Source organism: Candidatus Glassbacteria bacterium (assembly GCA_019456185.1).
GTDB lineage: Bacteria > Gemmatimonadota > Glassbacteria > GWA2-58-10 > GWA2-58-10 > JAJRTS01.
The window spans coordinates 72,104-88,816 of record VRUH01000007.1 but is presented as its reverse complement, the minus strand read 5'-3'; the positions used below and the strand labels follow the sequence as shown (position 1 = coordinate 88,816).

At 45.7% G+C, this 16,713-nt stretch carries 13 protein-coding genes; 2 read left to right on the top strand and 11 right to left on the bottom strand.

Annotated features, from left to right (window positions below):
* Positions 1-258 precede the first annotated feature (258 nt).
* The 11 genes from FVQ81_04490 to FVQ81_04440 all read right to left on the bottom strand — a co-directional run bounded on the left by FVQ81_04490 (position 259) and on the right by FVQ81_04440 (position 12,661).
* Complete coding sequence (locus FVQ81_04490; GenBank protein MBW7995827.1) at positions 259-1,449, bottom strand: polysulfide reductase; 1,191 nt, start codon at positions 1,447-1,449, stop codon at positions 259-261.
* 11 nt (positions 1,450-1,460) lie between these two features.
* Positions 1,461-2,075, bottom strand: a complete 615-nt coding sequence (locus tag FVQ81_04485) for a 4Fe-4S dicluster domain-containing protein (protein ID MBW7995826.1) — start codon at positions 2,073-2,075, stop codon at positions 1,461-1,463.
* 149 nt (positions 2,076-2,224) lie between these two features.
* Positions 2,225-2,989: a hypothetical protein gene (locus FVQ81_04480; GenBank protein MBW7995825.1), complete on the bottom strand. Its 765-nt coding sequence runs from the start codon at positions 2,987-2,989 to the stop codon at positions 2,225-2,227.
* 776 nt (positions 2,990-3,765) lie between these two features.
* On the bottom strand, positions 3,766-4,365 hold the full coding sequence (locus FVQ81_04475; GenBank protein MBW7995824.1) for an archaemetzincin family Zn-dependent metalloprotease: 600 nt from the start codon (positions 4,363-4,365) through the stop codon (positions 3,766-3,768).
* 2 nt (positions 4,366-4,367) lie between these two features.
* The gene (locus FVQ81_04470) at positions 4,368-5,720 is read right to left on the bottom strand and encodes a sigma-54-dependent Fis family transcriptional regulator (GenBank protein MBW7995823.1); all 1,353 of its coding nucleotides are present in this window, start codon (positions 5,718-5,720) and stop codon (positions 4,368-4,370) included.
* Positions 5,707-7,365 (bottom strand): HAMP domain-containing protein, encoded by a 1,659-nt coding sequence (locus FVQ81_04465; GenBank protein ID MBW7995822.1) that lies wholly within the window; start codon positions 7,363-7,365, stop codon positions 5,707-5,709. The genes FVQ81_04470 and FVQ81_04465 overlap by 14 nt, the downstream gene beginning before the upstream one ends.
* Before the next feature lie 353 nt (positions 7,366-7,718).
* A complete protein-coding gene (locus tag FVQ81_04460; GenBank protein ID MBW7995821.1) occupies positions 7,719-8,561 on the bottom strand; it encodes a glycine cleavage system protein H in 843 nt (280 codons plus the stop codon).
* A gap of 152 nt (positions 8,562-8,713) precedes the next feature.
* Positions 8,714-9,412, bottom strand: a complete 699-nt coding sequence (locus FVQ81_04455) for a glycine cleavage system protein H (protein MBW7995820.1) — start codon at positions 9,410-9,412, stop codon at positions 8,714-8,716.
* 118 nt (positions 9,413-9,530) lie between these two features.
* The gene (gene hybB, locus FVQ81_04450; protein MBW7995819.1) at positions 9,531-10,847 is read right to left on the bottom strand and encodes a Ni/Fe-hydrogenase cytochrome b subunit; all 1,317 of its coding nucleotides are present in this window, start codon (positions 10,845-10,847) and stop codon (positions 9,531-9,533) included.
* 1 nt (position 10,848) lies between these two features.
* Positions 10,849-11,715 (bottom strand): 4Fe-4S dicluster domain-containing protein, encoded by an 867-nt coding sequence (locus tag FVQ81_04445; GenBank protein ID MBW7995818.1) that lies wholly within the window; start codon positions 11,713-11,715, stop codon positions 10,849-10,851.
* Between the two features lie 181 nt (positions 11,716-11,896).
* Positions 11,897-12,661, bottom strand: a complete 765-nt coding sequence (locus tag FVQ81_04440; protein ID MBW7995817.1) for a glycine cleavage system protein H — start codon at positions 12,659-12,661, stop codon at positions 11,897-11,899.
* Between the two features lie 1,260 nt (positions 12,662-13,921).
* Between FVQ81_04440 and FVQ81_04435 the strand changes: the two genes are divergently transcribed.
* Both FVQ81_04435 and FVQ81_04430 read left to right on the top strand, forming a co-directional pair.
* Positions 13,922-15,151 (top strand): TolC family protein, encoded by a 1,230-nt coding sequence (locus FVQ81_04435; GenBank protein ID MBW7995816.1) that lies wholly within the window; start codon positions 13,922-13,924, stop codon positions 15,149-15,151.
* On the top strand, positions 15,148-16,713 hold the full coding sequence (locus tag FVQ81_04430; GenBank protein ID MBW7995815.1) for an efflux RND transporter periplasmic adaptor subunit: 1,566 nt from the start codon (positions 15,148-15,150) through the stop codon (positions 16,711-16,713). The genes FVQ81_04435 and FVQ81_04430 overlap by 4 nt, the downstream gene beginning before the upstream one ends.

Genomic DNA, 16,713 nt, shown 5'->3' with positions numbered 1-16,713 from the left:
CCCCCATCATATAGAACGGAATCAGAGGCAACATCAGGGCGAAAGTCAATAAACCCCAGATAATCCCGTTCCGGGCTTTCCAATAGTGGGCTATCCAGCCAACCAGTATGCTTATACCGTAAACGAGGATGTATTCCATTTTTTCACCTCACCATGCGGAACGTTTTTAATCTCTGATCGAGTGGAATCCGAGTATCTTCATTTCAAGAGCACTTAATTCATTCAAGCAAAGAGAGAGTTGCCAAGATTAACTCCGGATCAGCTGGCGGCGCCGATGTGTTCTTTCCAGGGCGGCAGGATTTTAATCATAACGATAAGTATTATCACAGGTAAGACCAGCAGTCCGATAGAAATTAACAACCCTTCGACGCCGAGTAATTCCATTTTATAATTTGTCAGGCCCCGCAAACTTTTGCTGAAAAGCTGTCCTCCTATCACCACATTCCAGCGGGTACTGAATATTCCGATCTGGACAAAGATTGCCGCCATAAAATATACAAGCCGCCTCAATTCTGCGGGCACGCTGAACGTTTTTGTCACGACAATCAGCACTATGGGCAAAAGTGTACCCAGCATTAGTTGTACTACTATTAGAGAAATAAATAACTTCTGAGAAATCATCTGTCCCATGATATGTATTGACTCAACCGACTCGTAAACCCGGTGTATGAAATCGAGAGTTTCCAGCGAGAGGTCTATGATAAGTGCATTCAGAAGATAGGTGGCGAGTTTGTCCATACAGGGCATGTTAATCGACTTGCCGCGTAAAAGAGTGCTGATCCCGTAAACGAGAACCATCAAGGCTATTCCGGAGACGATTGCAGAAAAAAGAAAAACTATCGGCATCAGCACGCTACTCCACCAAGGATTGGCTTTGATGGAACCAAACAGGAATCCGACATATCCATGCAGAATAAAGGCCGAAGGGATACCTAAGATAGTAATAAAACCAACCGCCTTTTTATCGAATCGCAGGGATTTTTCCGACAGGTCTAAGGAGCCCAGCGTGAGGAGGTAATAAAAATATTTTTTTAGACCCGACCCTTCACGGGCCAAAACCACCAGGTCCTGTCTGTATTCAAACCATATTTCCAATATCAAAACCATCATCAAATACCAGATATAAACAAAACCAAACATTGCCATCGCCGATTCAAGGTGCGGTGTTATCATTATTTCATAAAATCGTTCCGGGTGTCCGAGATGCAGCAGAAGCGGAAGCGGCGCGATGAGCAAAAACGAAAGAGCAGTAAGCAGGGAAAGGCGGTAAGTCGGCATAATTTCCTTTACATTGAACACGCGCTCCAGAGATGCCAGGATAAATGCTCCCGCAACAAGCCCGGTAATGTAAGGGTATACGACGATTAAAATGCCCCAGTGCAATTCAATTTCATTGGGATAGATATAACCAACTATCTGGGATAAATTGCGTTCGAGTTGTTCTAATATTCTATCCAATTTTAGTTCACCACTCCATCCAGGTTAGCGTAAAAAACTCTGGGCCCAGTATTTAAATCAGGCTTTAGAACTTGAATCGCATTGAACCGGAGAAAGCGAGTCAAGGGGCTGCTGCGCAAGCCAATCTGTCCAAAAACACGAGCCTTAGTGGGGCAGACTTCCACGCAAGCAGGAAGCATTCCTTTGGCCAGGCGATGGTAGCAGAATGTGCATTTATCCGCTGTCTTCGTTTCCGGATTTAAAAATCGGGCTCCGTAGGGACACGCCTGAATGCAATATCTGCAACCGATGCAGTAATCTTTGTCTACAAGAACTACTCCGTCTTTGGTGCTGAATGTGGCGCCGACAGGACATACCTGTACACATGGAGGATTGCTGCAATGATTGCACAATTTGGGTATGAAAAAGGAGCGCAACAGAGAATATTTTTCCGTTAATTCATCAAAGCCATCTATTCCACCATTAGGACTGTAAACTATTACACTTCCATCGGTTGTGATAATGTAACGTTCGACCCAGGTACGGAAAAAGAACGGATCTTTCGGGACGCTGTTTTCCTTTTTACAACCTGATACACATCTTCCACACCCGATGCACTTGTTCACTAGAATGCCCATGGCATAATACAGCACCGGTCCATCGTCTCCCGTTGATCTCTCCTCATTTGCATCTAAAACTTTGGGGCCGAGCACGAAAAAGACCGGGCCGTATGCCGCTGCCTTCAGTAGAAAACTTCTTCGGCTTATTTCATTCTGCCGCATGTCCATCAATAGGCCTCTGGGTAGTGAGGATAATGACATTCCCAGCAAAGAGTTGATCCGCCATGACTTTCAAGATCAATCCTAGGGATCTCTCTCCCACTGTCCGCATTCTCTCCATGGCACGACCCGCAGAACTGCCGGTTGCTTGGCTTTTGCGGGGTAGCTGCCCTAGGATTGTTTTTATGTTCGTCAGGAGTGTCGTGACAATGGATGCAGATTAAGCTGGCGTGATGAGAGATCGCTTTTGTTCTCGCGATTTCTCCGTGACAAGCTCCACATTCTTCCGGCGTAGATGGTGGCGTCGGGTCATGTGGATCGTGGCAGTTGTTACAGGGGTCCAGGGGGTTGTGCTGCATCGGATCGATCTGAGGAAAACCGGTTGGTCTGGATGGATTATAAGCGTGGCATACCGTGCATAGACCTCTTTCTTTCGGAGGTTTTAACTGATAAGTCGAAGGGTCTTCCAGATGTGTTGCCCCCGGGCCGTGGCAAATCTCACAAGATAAATCCCGATGATAGCTTACGGATTTAAGTTCGTTGATATCATCGTGGCATTCTGCACATACAGCCTGCCCCAGGTAAGAAACAGGCAGGGCCTCAATTGAGTCAATCGCCGTTAAGCGATAGTGACCGGCGTCGCCAAATGTTTTCGGTACAAACCTCTGCCTTAACCCAAACCAACCAGATACGATGAGAACAAAAATAATAACCAGGCGTTTTACCTGATCAGGGCCAGGCAGCGTATTCCATAGGCGTGCAATGGTCTTCAATTAATAGACCCTCGATCTTCAATTAGAGATACCCTAAAGCATTCTGGCAGGAAGCAATTGTTCTGGAGCAGTTACGAAAGATGCACTCTAGAAATATCAAGCCATGTTTCAAACAGCCGGCTATAATATCGGTTGGGGCAGGTGTTTGACAATTGTTTTTCATTCCTAATTTATTTACTTTTGACCCCTTGTCAACAACATTGTACAAAAATATGTGTAAACTTATGTTGGACGCGTTCAAGCCGAGGTTCCATTAGAAAGGCAAAAAAAACGATAAAAAAGGCAATGAGAAAAAAGATGATACCCTTATACATGGCAGCCTCTCCTTGTTGGGAGTATTGGGTGGAATTGCACCTTGCACAATCAAAGCCGCATCAGGATAAGCCTCATGCAATATCCTCCACTGGTAGAGTTTACGCACTTTTGAAAAAGGATGTTTTACTTGAGATAGGTCGAGTGTGGCTGGCCGGATCGGTGTACTAGGCGGCAGGTCTGTGTGTATGTTTTCCAAACAGAAATAGAGGTTTGCAGGAAGTTTGTCAAATTAGAAATCGCCCCTCATCGAGAATCAGAGCAGTACAACTCCCTACCAAAAGATCAACCTTAGCCCTAGATCTCTTGATAGCCAAAGCCGAGATCGCTTGGCACAGAGCGGATATGAAGTTGATAATCAGTGGCTATGCGGAGAGGGGCAGGTCAAATGTATTGAAAGTCTCAACTCTTCAATTTGGTTGAGACTTTTGAACGTCCTATAAGTTATCTATTGCCGATCCTCATTAATAAACAGCAGTTATAACGTTTGATAAATTAAGCGCCGGTATATCTGTGGCTGCTAACATGTGGTTGTTTTTTTTTAATTGAAATATCTTTTTACACTCGGCACAAAACTTATAATCTTTTAAATCAATTTCTTCTACGCACGTGGATGAATGCATTACGCACTCATAAAATGGACAATGGATAAGGCCAAAAGTGTGGCCTAATTCATGGATCGACTCTTTTGTAAATCTTTCCCTCAATAGATTGTCATCTAGTGGCAGGCCATAAAACTCAGGTCTAAGTCTCCACGAAGACACAACTGCGACGGAGCCGTCCAGCTGGGCTTCACCGAATACAAATGTAAGAATGGGGATAAACAAGTCGAGGGAGGTAATCCCTAGGATCTTATGTTTTTTATCGGGATATAGCTTTAACAGATTACGAATAAGTTCGGTTGAATGGTATTGATTGCGATCCTGGCTATAAGTTTGTTCGAAATTGACCGACCTGTTGCCGGTTGTTGCTTTTACTCCAAAAACCTCATTCAGCCTTTCAGTTACCGAAGAGATAATATCACTAGTATCCAGGGAAAAAGGAATTATCTGGATGGGAACCATGATTAGTTCTTGTCTGTTAGTTTGTATTTCTTAATTTTATTATACAGAGTCCCACGATCGATTTTCAAAATATTGGCTGATTGGGAAATATTCCAACCTGTCGATTTAAGAATTTCAGCGATATGTTTTTTCTCCAGATCAGCAAGAGATTCACTGGCTGACTTTTCAGAAAAGCTGTCAAATTGAAAACTGAGATCGCTGAGGGTAATCAGATTGCCCTTAACGACAACTATGGCCCTTTCAATAGCATTCTCAAGTTCTCTTACATTTCCCGGCCAGTTGTACTTTACCAGGGTATCTAGAGCCTGGGACTCAATTCCTGAAATATCCTTATTCATCACATCACTATATTTCTTTATGAAGTGAGTTACCAGGAGGGGAATGTCGGAGCGCCGTTCTCTGAGAGAGGGTAGTTTAACTGTAAAAACATTGAGCCGGTAATAAATATCATCCCTGAAATTGCCGTTCTGCAATTCTTTTTCGAGATTTTGGTTGGTTGCACAGATTAGCCTGAAATCCACATGCAGAGTGTCGTTCCCTCCGACGCGTGTAATCTGTTTTGTTTCAATAACACGCAGCAATTCCATCTGCATTTTCATGCTGATATTACCGATTTCATCGAAGAAAATAGTCCCTCCATCCGCCATTTCGAATTTACCTTTACGCTTATAATGGGCGCCAGTGAACGCTCCTTTTTCGTGGCCAAACAGCTCGCTTTCCATAAGACCTTCCGCCACCGCACCACAATTGACAGTTATTATTGGGAAATACATCCTATTGCTTTTTCTGTGGATTGCCTTGGCAACCAATTCCTTGCCTGTTCCGCTATCTCCCCGGATCATCACGTTGGAATCAGTTTTCGATACAGTGTCCACCAACTCGAACACCTGTTGCATCGCGGGACTCTCGCCGATTATATCTTCGAAACCGGCCAGTTCCTGCAACTGTTCCTTTAGCTGAATATTTGCCGCTTTCAGTTTTCGCTGGTTACAGGCATTTTTTATCAGATGACTTAATTCGTCTGGATCGAAGGGTTTTGTAATATAATCAAATGCACCTTCCTTAAGAGCTTGGACAGCAGTCCTTACAGAGGCGAAAGCGGTGATAATTATAATAATTGTATCACCAGCGATTGAATTTATTCTTTTCTGTAATTCAATGCCGTCGATACCAGGCATCTTGATATCCAAAAGAGCGATGTCGAAAGATTTCTCCTGGAATTTTTTTAATGCTTCCTGGGCGTTTTCAGCTGTTTCGACCTCGTATCCGTCCTCGCGGAACCAATTATAAAGAGAATCGCGGACAGAAAATTCGTCGTCCACAACAAGGATCCGATAGTTTTCACTCTTTTTCATGGTATTTACTCTGTGCTTCGACTGTTGATTCTTCCCCGATGGAAGATGGCTCGGTATCAACCGGTAGGAGAAGAGTAAAAGTTGTCCCTTTATTTACTTCGGAAACCACTTGAATATCTCCGTTATGATCTTTGACAATCCCATAGACCACCGATAATCCCAATCCGACCCCTTTGCCTTTTTGTTTTGTGGTGAAGAACGGTTCGAAAATATTGGGAATGAGCTCCTTCCTGATCCCATGCCCTGTGTCGGATATTTTTATCTCGGTAAACTTATTGGCCTTGCATAATTGCATTTCCAAGCTCAAGTTACCACCCGAGTCCATAGATTCTACCGCATTGATGAGCAAGGCCACCAAAGCCTGCTGAAGCCGATTAGCGTTACAGTTGATATATACCGAATTTTCCGGTAGTTGCTTATGAAATTGAATATTTTGGATAGCAAGGTGATGCTTTATGAGCTGAGTGCTTTTATCGATGATGCCGGCGAGGTCCTCTTTTTTAAACTCGGTACTGCTTTTCCGGGCGAACAGCAGCAGGTTCTTTACAATATTTCCGCAGCGGCTGGTTTCATTTTCAATAAGAGTGAGATATTTTTTAAAATCACTTTGATTCCCCTGAGGTGATTTATAGGTATCCAGTTTTTTCAGGATTAGCTTTGTATAAATGAGGATACCAGCCAGCGGGTTATTAATTTCGTGGGCCATGATAGCGGATAATTTGCCAAGTGAGGCCATTTTTTCAACTTGAATGATATGGCCCTGCGCTTCCTGCAACTCTTCGGTCCTCTCTTTTACCTTTTGGGACAGCGTGTTCGACCAGTTGGTTGTTTCATTCCGGGCATTTTGCAGATCCTCTGCCATCTTATTGAAGGAACGAGACAATTCGCCTATTTCATTGGAACTGTTGATTTGAATGCGATGCTCAAGGTTTCCCTCGGACAGAGCTCGTGTGCCGAGAATCAATTGTTTGACAGGAGTATGCACCATTCGCCAGATGAAGATTCCCGAAACCAGGGCCACTGCCAATATGGTCACCAGAAAAAAGATGATCGTCTTCCTCTCGCTTTCGGCGATCGCTTCATCTGCTGACTCTAGCGACATCTTGACATCCAGGACGCCGAGGATCGTTTGGGAAGCCGGGTGAGCATGGCAGCTCGCGGATGAGCAGTCATTTTCATTCCGAATGGGACTGATTAATCCCAATACCCTGTAACCCTTCGCTGACTGGAATATTCGTGTTGCCAGGCTTGAAGAAATGGCTTTATGGGGAGCACTTTCGCCGTGGCAGATATTACATGCTTCGGCGTTCATGTCGACTTTATGTCCCGGCTCGTTCCGATCGGTTGAAAATATTATTTCGCCGGTTTTATTGTAAATTCGGATTCCATCGAAGCCGGAGGCCTCGCCCACTGTTCGAATAATCTGATAGACATCTTCCTTCCTGTTAAGAAGCATGCTGTAACGGGTGGAACGAAGGATAAGTTCGCTTGCCCTGTCGGCATTGGCGATAACATTCTCCATCAGGTGTTCTTTCTGTACCTTTATATTCAGATAGGTGTAAACAGAAAGCGACCCGATTAACAGGATAATAAGCAAAATGAAAAGACGAGTACTAAGCTGCCGGAAAATGAATGCTTTAATCATAGGAGAGAGTTAATTTAAGGTTAAAGTCAAACTGTTTACCAAGGAAGCCGGTTTCGTATTCCCCGGATGATTGTGTTCTTTGTAGAAATCTCCACTGGTCTGAGCAGTCACCAAGACAGGGATGCCATGTGACGGCGCCGGATAACTTCAGGAGCAATAACAGTCTGATACCTGGTAAGAAGAGATCAGCTTGTCGCTGGTCGTCTTTTTATAATATAGGTTGCAGCGTCTGTCCAAGTAAACATTTGAATCCCGTTTTATCCTGTGGGGAGAACTTTAGCGCCCCGGTGCGGAGGGATTAATACCGCGCCAATGCAGAAATTTAAGAATATTTTATCACTTAAGAGTTGTAATCAGTTATGCATCAGTATTTTTTTTAATAACCGGATATAATTTTCCTTCCCGATCGCTTGTCTGAAATGGTTAACCATCCTGCCTCCATCGGCAATTGTTGCCCCGGTATTATATCCCGGCTGACCGATTAACTCAGAAATGCCTTGAAAAATTTCCAGAAAAACTTTGTTGTACCACTGTTTTATATTTTCTAGACCTTCAACAAAGGAGTGAGGTAACTTATCTCTATCGGGTTGTATTTCTACCAGCCAGCCTTTGCGATGGGAATCTTTTTGAAGAGCATTCGGATTCTCCTGGAGAGCAATCCTGTTAATTGCAGTAATCCGGCCAGAGACAGGAGAATGAAAACAAATATTCCAATCACCGAAAAATAACCGGCAAATTGCAGTTTTTTCCTTGAGATAATTTTTCATAATCGGAAAAACAATCTGCTCAATCGGTTCCAAGCACCTGCCGATAAAATCGTCAAGACCTATTCTGATTGTATTTTTTTTACTTCTGAAGATCCAGAGATGTGAAGGGAGATATTGTACCTCGGGGGAATAGAGAATGCTTGGGAAACTGTTATAGACGAGGCGAATCAACGAATAATCATATAGATTCAATAAGCCTGTTTCACCAACGATCTCTTCAAATGTCAATGCTTTTATTGCTGGAAATATAAGACCGGATTCCTCCTGACCGGCAGACTCATTATGGCCCCTGAGCACTCTATCCAGCTCGCAATCTTCACAGCAGAAATCGAGGGAACATAATTTATATGTAATCATCCCCGCCTGCATCCAGATACATCTGTTGTCCAACCGATGTACATTCTTTTCTTTTCTCTTCCTGTCAATCATAAGTTCCTTCAGCTATCACAAATTAAATTTCAAACTCGAAGGGAGAGATTATCAACTAAATTGACCTCTAAATACCAGCATGGACAGGGATACCTGGAAGCTCAAGCCAAATTGGTTTTGCTAATTCTCTATCTCCATTGCAATCAGAACTTTTATTCGACCAGGAGAAATTCCCGGGCGATCTCATCCCATTTCTCCGGGGAGAGATTTTTGACAAATCCGCTTAGCGGTGTCCCTCCATCCTGTAAAACCGTTCCCAGATCGCCGACTAACCTTACTCGGAGTTTATTGATGGTTTCCTCCAGCCAGGCGAAGGCCAGTTTTCCGGAGATTAAATTATTTAAGTTATTCCGCATATTGGAGACTTTCACTTTCATCAGCCAGCCTTTCCCGTACGGTTCCGTGCAGATTAATTCCGGGGATTTGAGGACTTCCTCATTAACATCAAGAATTTCGCCGTTAACAGGCGACAGCATATCGATAAACCTTGAATCGATCTTGAAGCCCCAACCTTTACCTCCTTGTTCAATCCGAGAACCCTGTTCCGGCAGTTCTATGGATTCCGGTTGACCGAGCAATTTCTGCGCAAAGTCATCCACTCCTACTTTCACCACATCTTTTGTTACTGGCACTGCCCAGCTATGGCCCTGGTGGAAGTAGAATCCGTCTGCAAGTTGAAACCACGAACTGTTTGGTTTTTCAATCTCTCCGAGCGCTGCGGCACCCTGTAGTTCCAAAGAGGGCCTGTTAAGAAATTTCCAGAATACTACAAGTACCATCAAATACCCGATAACCAGCAAATATTCCAGGCCTTTAGTGGCAAAGATGTCTACGGAAGAAAAGCTTTCCATTTTTCTGACTCCTTATTCTGCAGGTAAGCCGAAAGAAAAATATTCCGCCATGTTCCACCGCGGCCCTCCCAGGGAGAAAAGACAGACTTCAACATACAGGGGCCACGTTTTAACCAAATCATTTCGCACCCGAATCTATCAGGATATCAGGACGTTCTCCGGAAACCATTTCTTCTTTCCGCTTTTGCCTGGCTTTATCTATCGCCCATTGAGGGATTTCCTGGAGAACAGGCATTCTGTTAATGATCCATCTGTAAACCAGAATTTCAGCCACTACAACGGCCAGAGTAACTTCCACTTCCATCCAGGTGGGGTAATATCTCACCGATTCATACCATTTAAAGGCAATGATTGAGATATTTAGCCTGTTTAGAATGATCCCGACCAAAGTAAGAATTGCTGCCTTTTGGATTAAAGGCATGCTCACGCGCTTAAATCCGTACAAAAAGCATATACAGGGCAACAGAACAAATCCCACAATTTCCAACAGATACCAGTAACCCATTGGAGTGTTAAGCAATAACCAGTTTCGGTCGTGCAAAAAAACCAGCAGCTTCAAAAACAAGTAAACAAACATGGTGGCTGCGCAGATCTTTGCCAGCCCGAGAACTATGTTTTTATGAGAATCGCGATGCCTGGATGATATTTGGTCTTTAAACACTTTATGGCTGAGGGTTCCCTCGAAGATCACCATCGACAAGCCCGCAAATATGCTTGAGACAAAGAAAAGGATCGGGATGAACTCCGAATACCAGAGCGGATGCACCTTATTCTTGGCCATCAGATAAAGCGCACCCAGACCTGACTGGTGAAGCGTTGAAAGAGTAATCCCCATAATTACTGCACCGAGAGTGAGCGAGACAAGCAGTTTTCTTATTCTCTTCCACCCGAGCCATTCTGCAATTACTGGTGAAAACTCGATAAACTCCGCAATCATATAGAGCATGAAATGCCAGGCGACGAGAAAAAGCACGGAACTCACCCCGAATGAGTTACCGATTATCGGATTGATCACGTTCCAAGGACGACCGAGGTCAAGAAGGAGTGCACCGGCATAAAATACATAGGCGAGGAAGCCGTTGAGTATGGTGACCCTTGCAATCGGATGATACTTCTCTATTCTTAGGATGTAGACTAAAAACGTAACGACATAGGCTCCCCCGGCGAATGCGACACCGGTAACCACATCAAATCCGATCCATAAACCCCAAGGGTATTCTTGAGAAAGATTGGTAATGGAACCAAGACCCTTGGTAAAGCGAATTACAAGCAGAACAGCTCCCAACATGAGGATGAAACCGGCGATTACATTGAACGGAGTCAGAAGCTTGCCTTTAGGTTTCAATTCGCTGAGCATGAATTTGAAAAATCTGCTTAATTCCCTGCTGATTGTTTCCCTGCTGAGTTCTGAAAGTTTAAGCTCTTTCCCGTTCATTTCATTCCTCGCCTTCTTTATGGTTTTTTTCTGGTCCGTAAGCACGGCTCAATGCAAGCAGAAAAGGCGGAAGAAGGGTAACGACAACGGGAACTGTATATAGGAATTGTTTGGTAAGCTCTGGAAACGGTTTCGTGCCAAGGTCATTTCTGAATCCCAGTTTCTCAAAAGGAACAGAGGCCAGATAAAGACATTCTGTACCTCCTACTTCATGTTCTCCGTAAATGTGGCTAATGTATTTTTCAGGTTCACTGCATATCCGGCTTCTTGCAGTCTGCAGAAGATCGCTTCTATTGCCGAAGAGAAGAGCTTCATCCCCAAAACAGTTTTCCACACAGGCCGGTTGCTCTCCTTTCTGGAGACGATCAAAACACATTCTGCATTTAAGTATTTTGGGAACTGCGCTGTTATACTCGAATTTTGGTATATCGAAAGGGCAGGATATCATGCAGAAGCGGCAACCCATGCACTTTTCCCCGCGCCAGATAACCGGTCCTTCACTGGTTTTATACATTGCCTTGGTAAGACATGCGGCTGTGCATGCTGGTTGAACACAATGCATGCATTGCTTTTTTACAAAAACTTCGCCGGCATCAGTTTCGCACCTGTTTATCACCGTCAACTGTGTTTCCGATGTCTTACGCTGGTTATCCAATACCGATTCATCATCATCAGGCTCCGGCAAGCCATTTGCCTCTGCACAAGCGAATTCGCAAGCCCTGCAACCCAGACACCGGGTCGTATCAATCAGCAATCCCAGTAAATTTGACTTTTCACTATCCACTGTCTCAGCCGCTCCAACCTGGTTGCATAACAGGGTTGCGCCAACGGAAAGTTGTAAGGTTTTAAAAAACATTTTTCTATCCATTTCGGATTAATCCTTTTCTTTAAAGGCCTCAATCGATATACGCTGACATATCTTGATTTTGCATTTTGCATGAAGCTGATTCATACCATGAGAGCAGATTCCATTAAAGCCAAAAGTGACATATCATACAGGGAATTCAGTGCTTACATATTAATTATATTCTTTGCATCTGGTACGGAGATTAATTCTCGTCTCCGAAAAATTCTTTTTTAATTGTTTCCCAGAGCTTGTCATCGATTAAGCCACTTACACCCAGTACGGGCAGACCGCCATCACACATGGTTTGGAAGGAGACAGGTTTGGCTGATGGATGCTGAGTAAGAATAGTTTTCAATTTTTCCATCTCACTGGAAAGCCAATATTGCGCATTTTTTCCGAAAATCATGGAACGTATGTTTGCTAAAAAGCTGGTCGGATTCAGGCTTAGAATCCAGCCATCCTTGTAGGAATCGCTGAGTAATATCCCCGGATTGTTCAGGACCTTTTCATTTACTGCTTCGATTACGCCATCGATTGGAATTCTTGTTTTAAGAAACCGTCCTCCACTTTTCAGCGTAATGGCCGGTGAACCTTTAGCTGTATTTTCCTGGGAACAACAGACCTCGATTTTATCTATTTCCCCAATGATTCGTTGAAGGAAATTATCTATACCAATTTTTACTTTCCCATTCATTTCGAGGAAAGCCCATGTATGAGTCGGGCTGTAAAACAATCCTTCGGGCTCCTTGATTGTTTTCAATGTTTCAGATGCGGTATCCGCCACCGGGGAAAGCGCCGATATTTCAGGGGAAATTCTCACCCGGTCCTGGTTTTTTGCCCGGTAATCTCGGATCAGTTCTATTGATACAAATAACGCAGCTGTCATCAGTACAAGCAGAATAACCATTGCCTTCTCCATTGCAGAATTTTTTAACACAGATTTGGCTTCGGTTTTTACGCATTCCATTAAAGTGCATAGTCAAATTGCATGCCAGGACTCAAAAAAATCGAGCAAAAAAGTGAAATTGTAACATGTTGGGAATTAGAATGTTACAGGATTCTGAAAAACAGGATAAGAATGGTGAAAAGGAGCGGAAGGCTGCCGGGTGTTTAACAATTCAACAGTATTTCAATTAAATATCGATTTTTCAGCGTAACATGTTATCCGTGCTGGATAAAGCAAGTGTTGTAATCCACAACAATTTATCAGGCTGAATGTTGATTGTTTCAACACAATTTTAATGTACGTCGTTAGAACATGTTGGATATTTGACGTTAAAAAATAGGGTGCAGCTCTCAGCAATTGCAACTGGTTTCTCTGACCGACCTCCACTGCACTTTTCAACCGCCGTTTACACAAGAAGGCCCTAACTCATTGCGAGTTCTAGCTTTATCTATCAGTGGTGCCGAGAGACGGAATTTGCTTGAGATAAAACAGAGGGAAAATGGCAAAAAGGGCACCCTATGGGCACCTGAGTCCACGAAAGGGAAAGAAAAAGATAAATCCGCTTATCACTCCTTCCGCACACGTAATAATTATTTACTCTTTTTCAAGGAACAAATCATAGCGGTAATTTTGATTGGCTCACAATCATTGACAATAATTCCATTCTTGAATTATACTCTTGCTGTTCAGTTTTAACTAATAACTTTTCTCAAATCAAAATTTTCCAAATGATTAATTTGTTAATAAATATTCGCTGGAGATTGTGCTTAGTTCTCTGTCTGTATTGCGTCTCTGTATTAGCGCAACCATGGATGCATTCTCATCTAGATTCAGATGATACTGTTAACCAGCTTCATGTTCACGTTAGCGAGGATTCCCATCACGATGAACGCGGTCACGATGATAATCATCGTAAGGACAGTGAATGCACAAGTACCGTTCAAAAAAATATCAACGAATCCCCCGTACAATCAACTGCCAGTCATCTCTTATTAAATAGTTCCTATTTAGTAGTCTACCCTCCAATACAATCTAAATCCTTGAAAATACGAATCCCCTTCCCAGCCTGCACTCTGGATTTGTTACAAAGAGATTCAGAGACAATAGCGACAACTGTCACAAACACAATCGAAAACCCACCAAGATTAAGTTTAATTTTTATCACATCCCTGACCGACCTCTCCCCTCCCACAGCCTGATTATCCTCGTAATCGTGTATAGCGGCCCACTGCCGCGTCCATATTTTATCAACCCATTTATAACTCAAACAAGAAACCAACCATGCGGAAATACTATGTTTCCGTTCTGCTGGTCCTGTCCGTATTTATCTGCGGGGGAACGGTACAAGCGGAAAAGATCACAATGGACCAGGCGGTTGAGCGGGCGCTTAGACTCAACCCGGCGCTTGGTATCCAGAGTTTTGCAATCGAGCAGGCACGGGCTGAGTTGCAGACCCGATCACTTCTCCCAAATCCTTCTCTCAACTATGATCGCGAGGAACTCGATCTTAACGGTATCGATGGCGGCGAGTGGATTATTGCCGCCGAAATGCCGCTCAATTTCCTCTGGCGGCGCGGTCCCCGTATCGGTGAAGCCGAAGCTCTTTTGGAAGCTGAAAACTTCGGTCTAGACAACAAGAGGGAACTTGTCCGCTTCCAGACCCGCCGGCTTTACCTGGCTGCTCACTACGTCAGCCTGGAACTCGAAGCCCGCCAAAAGTCCACTGATTTACTGCTCGATATCAAGCGCAAATCCCAGTTGCTGAAAGCCGAGGGAGATATCAGCGGGTACGATCAGCGCCGGATCGCATTCGAGGTTTTGCGGGCCGAGCGTGACTTCGTAGCGGCTGAAAATGAACTGACCCGGCATGAGTCAAACCTGAGCCTGTTGGTTTATCGGGATAACCTTGAGATGAAAGTGGAAACTGAGGATTCGTTCGCTGGCAAATTGCCAGGGCTTATTGTGGATAAGCTGGTATCCGCCGCTCTCGAACGCAGGGGCGACCTTCAGCGCGCCCGTGCCCGGATTGCAGCCTCCGGGGCTGCCGTGCAGGCTGCCCGCAGGGCTGCCCTGCCGGGAGTGAATTTAGGATTAGGATACAAGCGTCAGATTGACGGATTCGAGGGACCGGTGGGTAGATTGAGCGTGGAACTGCCCCTGTTCAACAGAAACCAGGGAACGGTAGCAGGTAATCAGGCTCGTCTCGATGCGGCCAAACTGACGGTAACGACCCTTGAGCGACAAATCGAGGCAGAAATCATGGTGGCCTGTCAGAGTTACAACAGGCTGAGAACTCAACTGGCCGAATACAGGCAGACCATACCCGAAAACTCGGAGGCAATGGTAGAGACAGCGAAGTTCTCATACATGGAGGGGGAAATATCCCTTATCGAACTGATCGACGCGGTAAGAACTTACACCGAAGACGCCACTTTACGTTACGGACTGCTCAGGGACACTTACCTCGGCCTCTACCGGCTCGAATATCTGACCGGCGGTGAGCTGCAATGATTCTAATAAACAATCAGGGTGATATCATGCAAAAGCTTTTATTCTGGATACTGGCGGTAGCTATTGCCGCGAGCGGATTGGCCTGCCGGGACAGCGGGGGGAGTCATACTGACGGCTCACCTGACGAACACGGCCACGGCGGTGAAGCGGTTGCTGTCACCCTCTGGACCGACAGGACCGAGTTGTTTATGGAGTACCCGCCACTGGTGGCTGGCCAGCCGGTGAGCCTGGTAGTCCACCTCACTGCTCTCGAAACGTTTGAGCCGGTGCGCTCCGGTACTCTCACGGTAGAATTAACCGATGGCGGAAAGCGCTATGAAGTGGTCAGCCGCGAGCCCGCACGAACGGGAATCTATTTGCCCGAGATTACCGTGCCAGCCGCTGGAACTTACCGGCTGAACCTTCACATTGAAAGCGAACAGGTCGATGACAGGATCGAAGTGGGCGAGGTTCAGGTTTATCAAAGCGAAAACCTGGTGCCTCATGCGGATGAAGCAGCGGCGAATGGCGAGGAAGTAAGCTTCCTCAAGGAGCAACAGTGGCAGATCGAGTTCCAAACGGCTTTACCACAAATCAAATCCCTCAACGCGTCGGTCAAGGCACGTGGGGAAATCCTGCCCGCCTTCGACAAGCATGCCCGGGTGCCGGCTTTGGCCGCAGGATTTGTCGATCCGGTTTTGAACGCGGGCGCTCCCCAGGCCGGGGAATGGGTTGAAAAGGGCCAAACGTTGGTCACGATTACTCCTTCCGCATCATCAAAGGCTGGTTTCGCGGGTATCCGCGGCGAGTACCTGCGGGCCAAAGCGGAGTACGTGCGGGCCGAGCGTCTGTTGGCCCGCGAGGCTGTCCCTGAGCGCCGTCTAGACGAGGCCAGACTCAGGTTCGAGGTCGCCGGGGCGGCCTACCGGGCTGTCACGGGCGGCGAACCATCCAGTAGTGACGGTACCGGTCAACTCAACTTCACCATTCGCTCCCCCCTGGCCGGAGTTGTGGACAGGGTAGGATTCGAGCTGGGTGAGGAAGTTACTCCCGGCCAGCCATTGTTCACGGTCACCGACCCACACCGGGTCAGGCTGGAAGTGATGCTTCCGATCACACTCTATGGCCGGGTGGACAGTATCACCGATGCGGTATTCAGTATCGAGAGCAGCGGGGATAAATTCGTGGTGAGTGAACTCAACGGAAAACTCCTGTCGGTGGGGCAGTGGGTGAACCGTCAATCGCGGACCGTGCCGGTGGTGTTCGAAATGGACAACCCGGAAAGAAGACTGAAAATAAACATGTTCGCAGAGGTATCGCTATATACGGGACAGACCGTGGAAGCCTTGTCAATTCCCGATTCGGCAATTCTGGACGATAACGGTCAGCCGATAGTTTACGTCCAAGCCGGGGGAGAGTCGTTTGTCAGAAGAGAAATCGAAACCGGTGTCAGTGACAGGGGATTCACGCAGGTGCTGGACGGGATCGGCCCGAATGATCGGGTGGTGACCGCCGGAGCCTACCAGGTCAAACTGGCTTCGTTGACCAGCATTGTGCCCAGCGGGCACGGACACGCCCACTGA

Excerpts from the sequence above, each read along its gene's own strand:
- FVQ81_04455 (MBW7995820.1), bottom strand. The coding sequence starts at position 9,412 with ATGGAAAGCTTTTCTTCCGTAGACATCTTTGCCACTAAAGGCCTGGAA.
- FVQ81_04470 (MBW7995823.1), bottom strand. The coding sequence starts at position 5,720 with ATGAAAAAGAGTGAAAACTATCGGATCCTTGTTGTGGACGACGAATTT.
- FVQ81_04460 (MBW7995821.1), bottom strand. The coding sequence starts at position 8,561 with ATGATTGACAGGAAGAGAAAAGAAAAGAATGTACATCGGTTGGACAAC.
- FVQ81_04485 (MBW7995826.1), bottom strand. The coding sequence starts at position 2,075 with ATGGGCATTCTAGTGAACAAGTGCATCGGGTGTGGAAGATGTGTATCA.
- hybB (MBW7995819.1), bottom strand. The coding sequence starts at position 10,847 with ATGAACGGGAAAGAGCTTAAACTTTCAGAACTCAGCAGGGAAACAATC.
- FVQ81_04435 (MBW7995816.1), top strand. The coding sequence starts at position 13,922 with ATGCGGAAATACTATGTTTCCGTTCTGCTGGTCCTGTCCGTATTTATC.
- FVQ81_04465 (MBW7995822.1), bottom strand. The coding sequence starts at position 7,365 with ATGATTAAAGCATTCATTTTCCGGCAGCTTAGTACTCGTCTTTTCATT.
- FVQ81_04445 (MBW7995818.1), bottom strand. The coding sequence starts at position 11,715 with ATGGATAGAAAAATGTTTTTTAAAACCTTACAACTTTCCGTTGGCGCA.
- FVQ81_04475 (MBW7995824.1), bottom strand. The coding sequence starts at position 4,365 with ATGGTTCCCATCCAGATAATTCCTTTTTCCCTGGATACTAGTGATATT.
- FVQ81_04430 (MBW7995815.1), top strand. The coding sequence starts at position 15,148 with ATGATTCTAATAAACAATCAGGGTGATATCATGCAAAAGCTTTTATTC.
- FVQ81_04440 (MBW7995817.1), bottom strand. The coding sequence starts at position 12,661 with ATGGAATGCGTAAAAACCGAAGCCAAATCTGTGTTAAAAAATTCTGCA.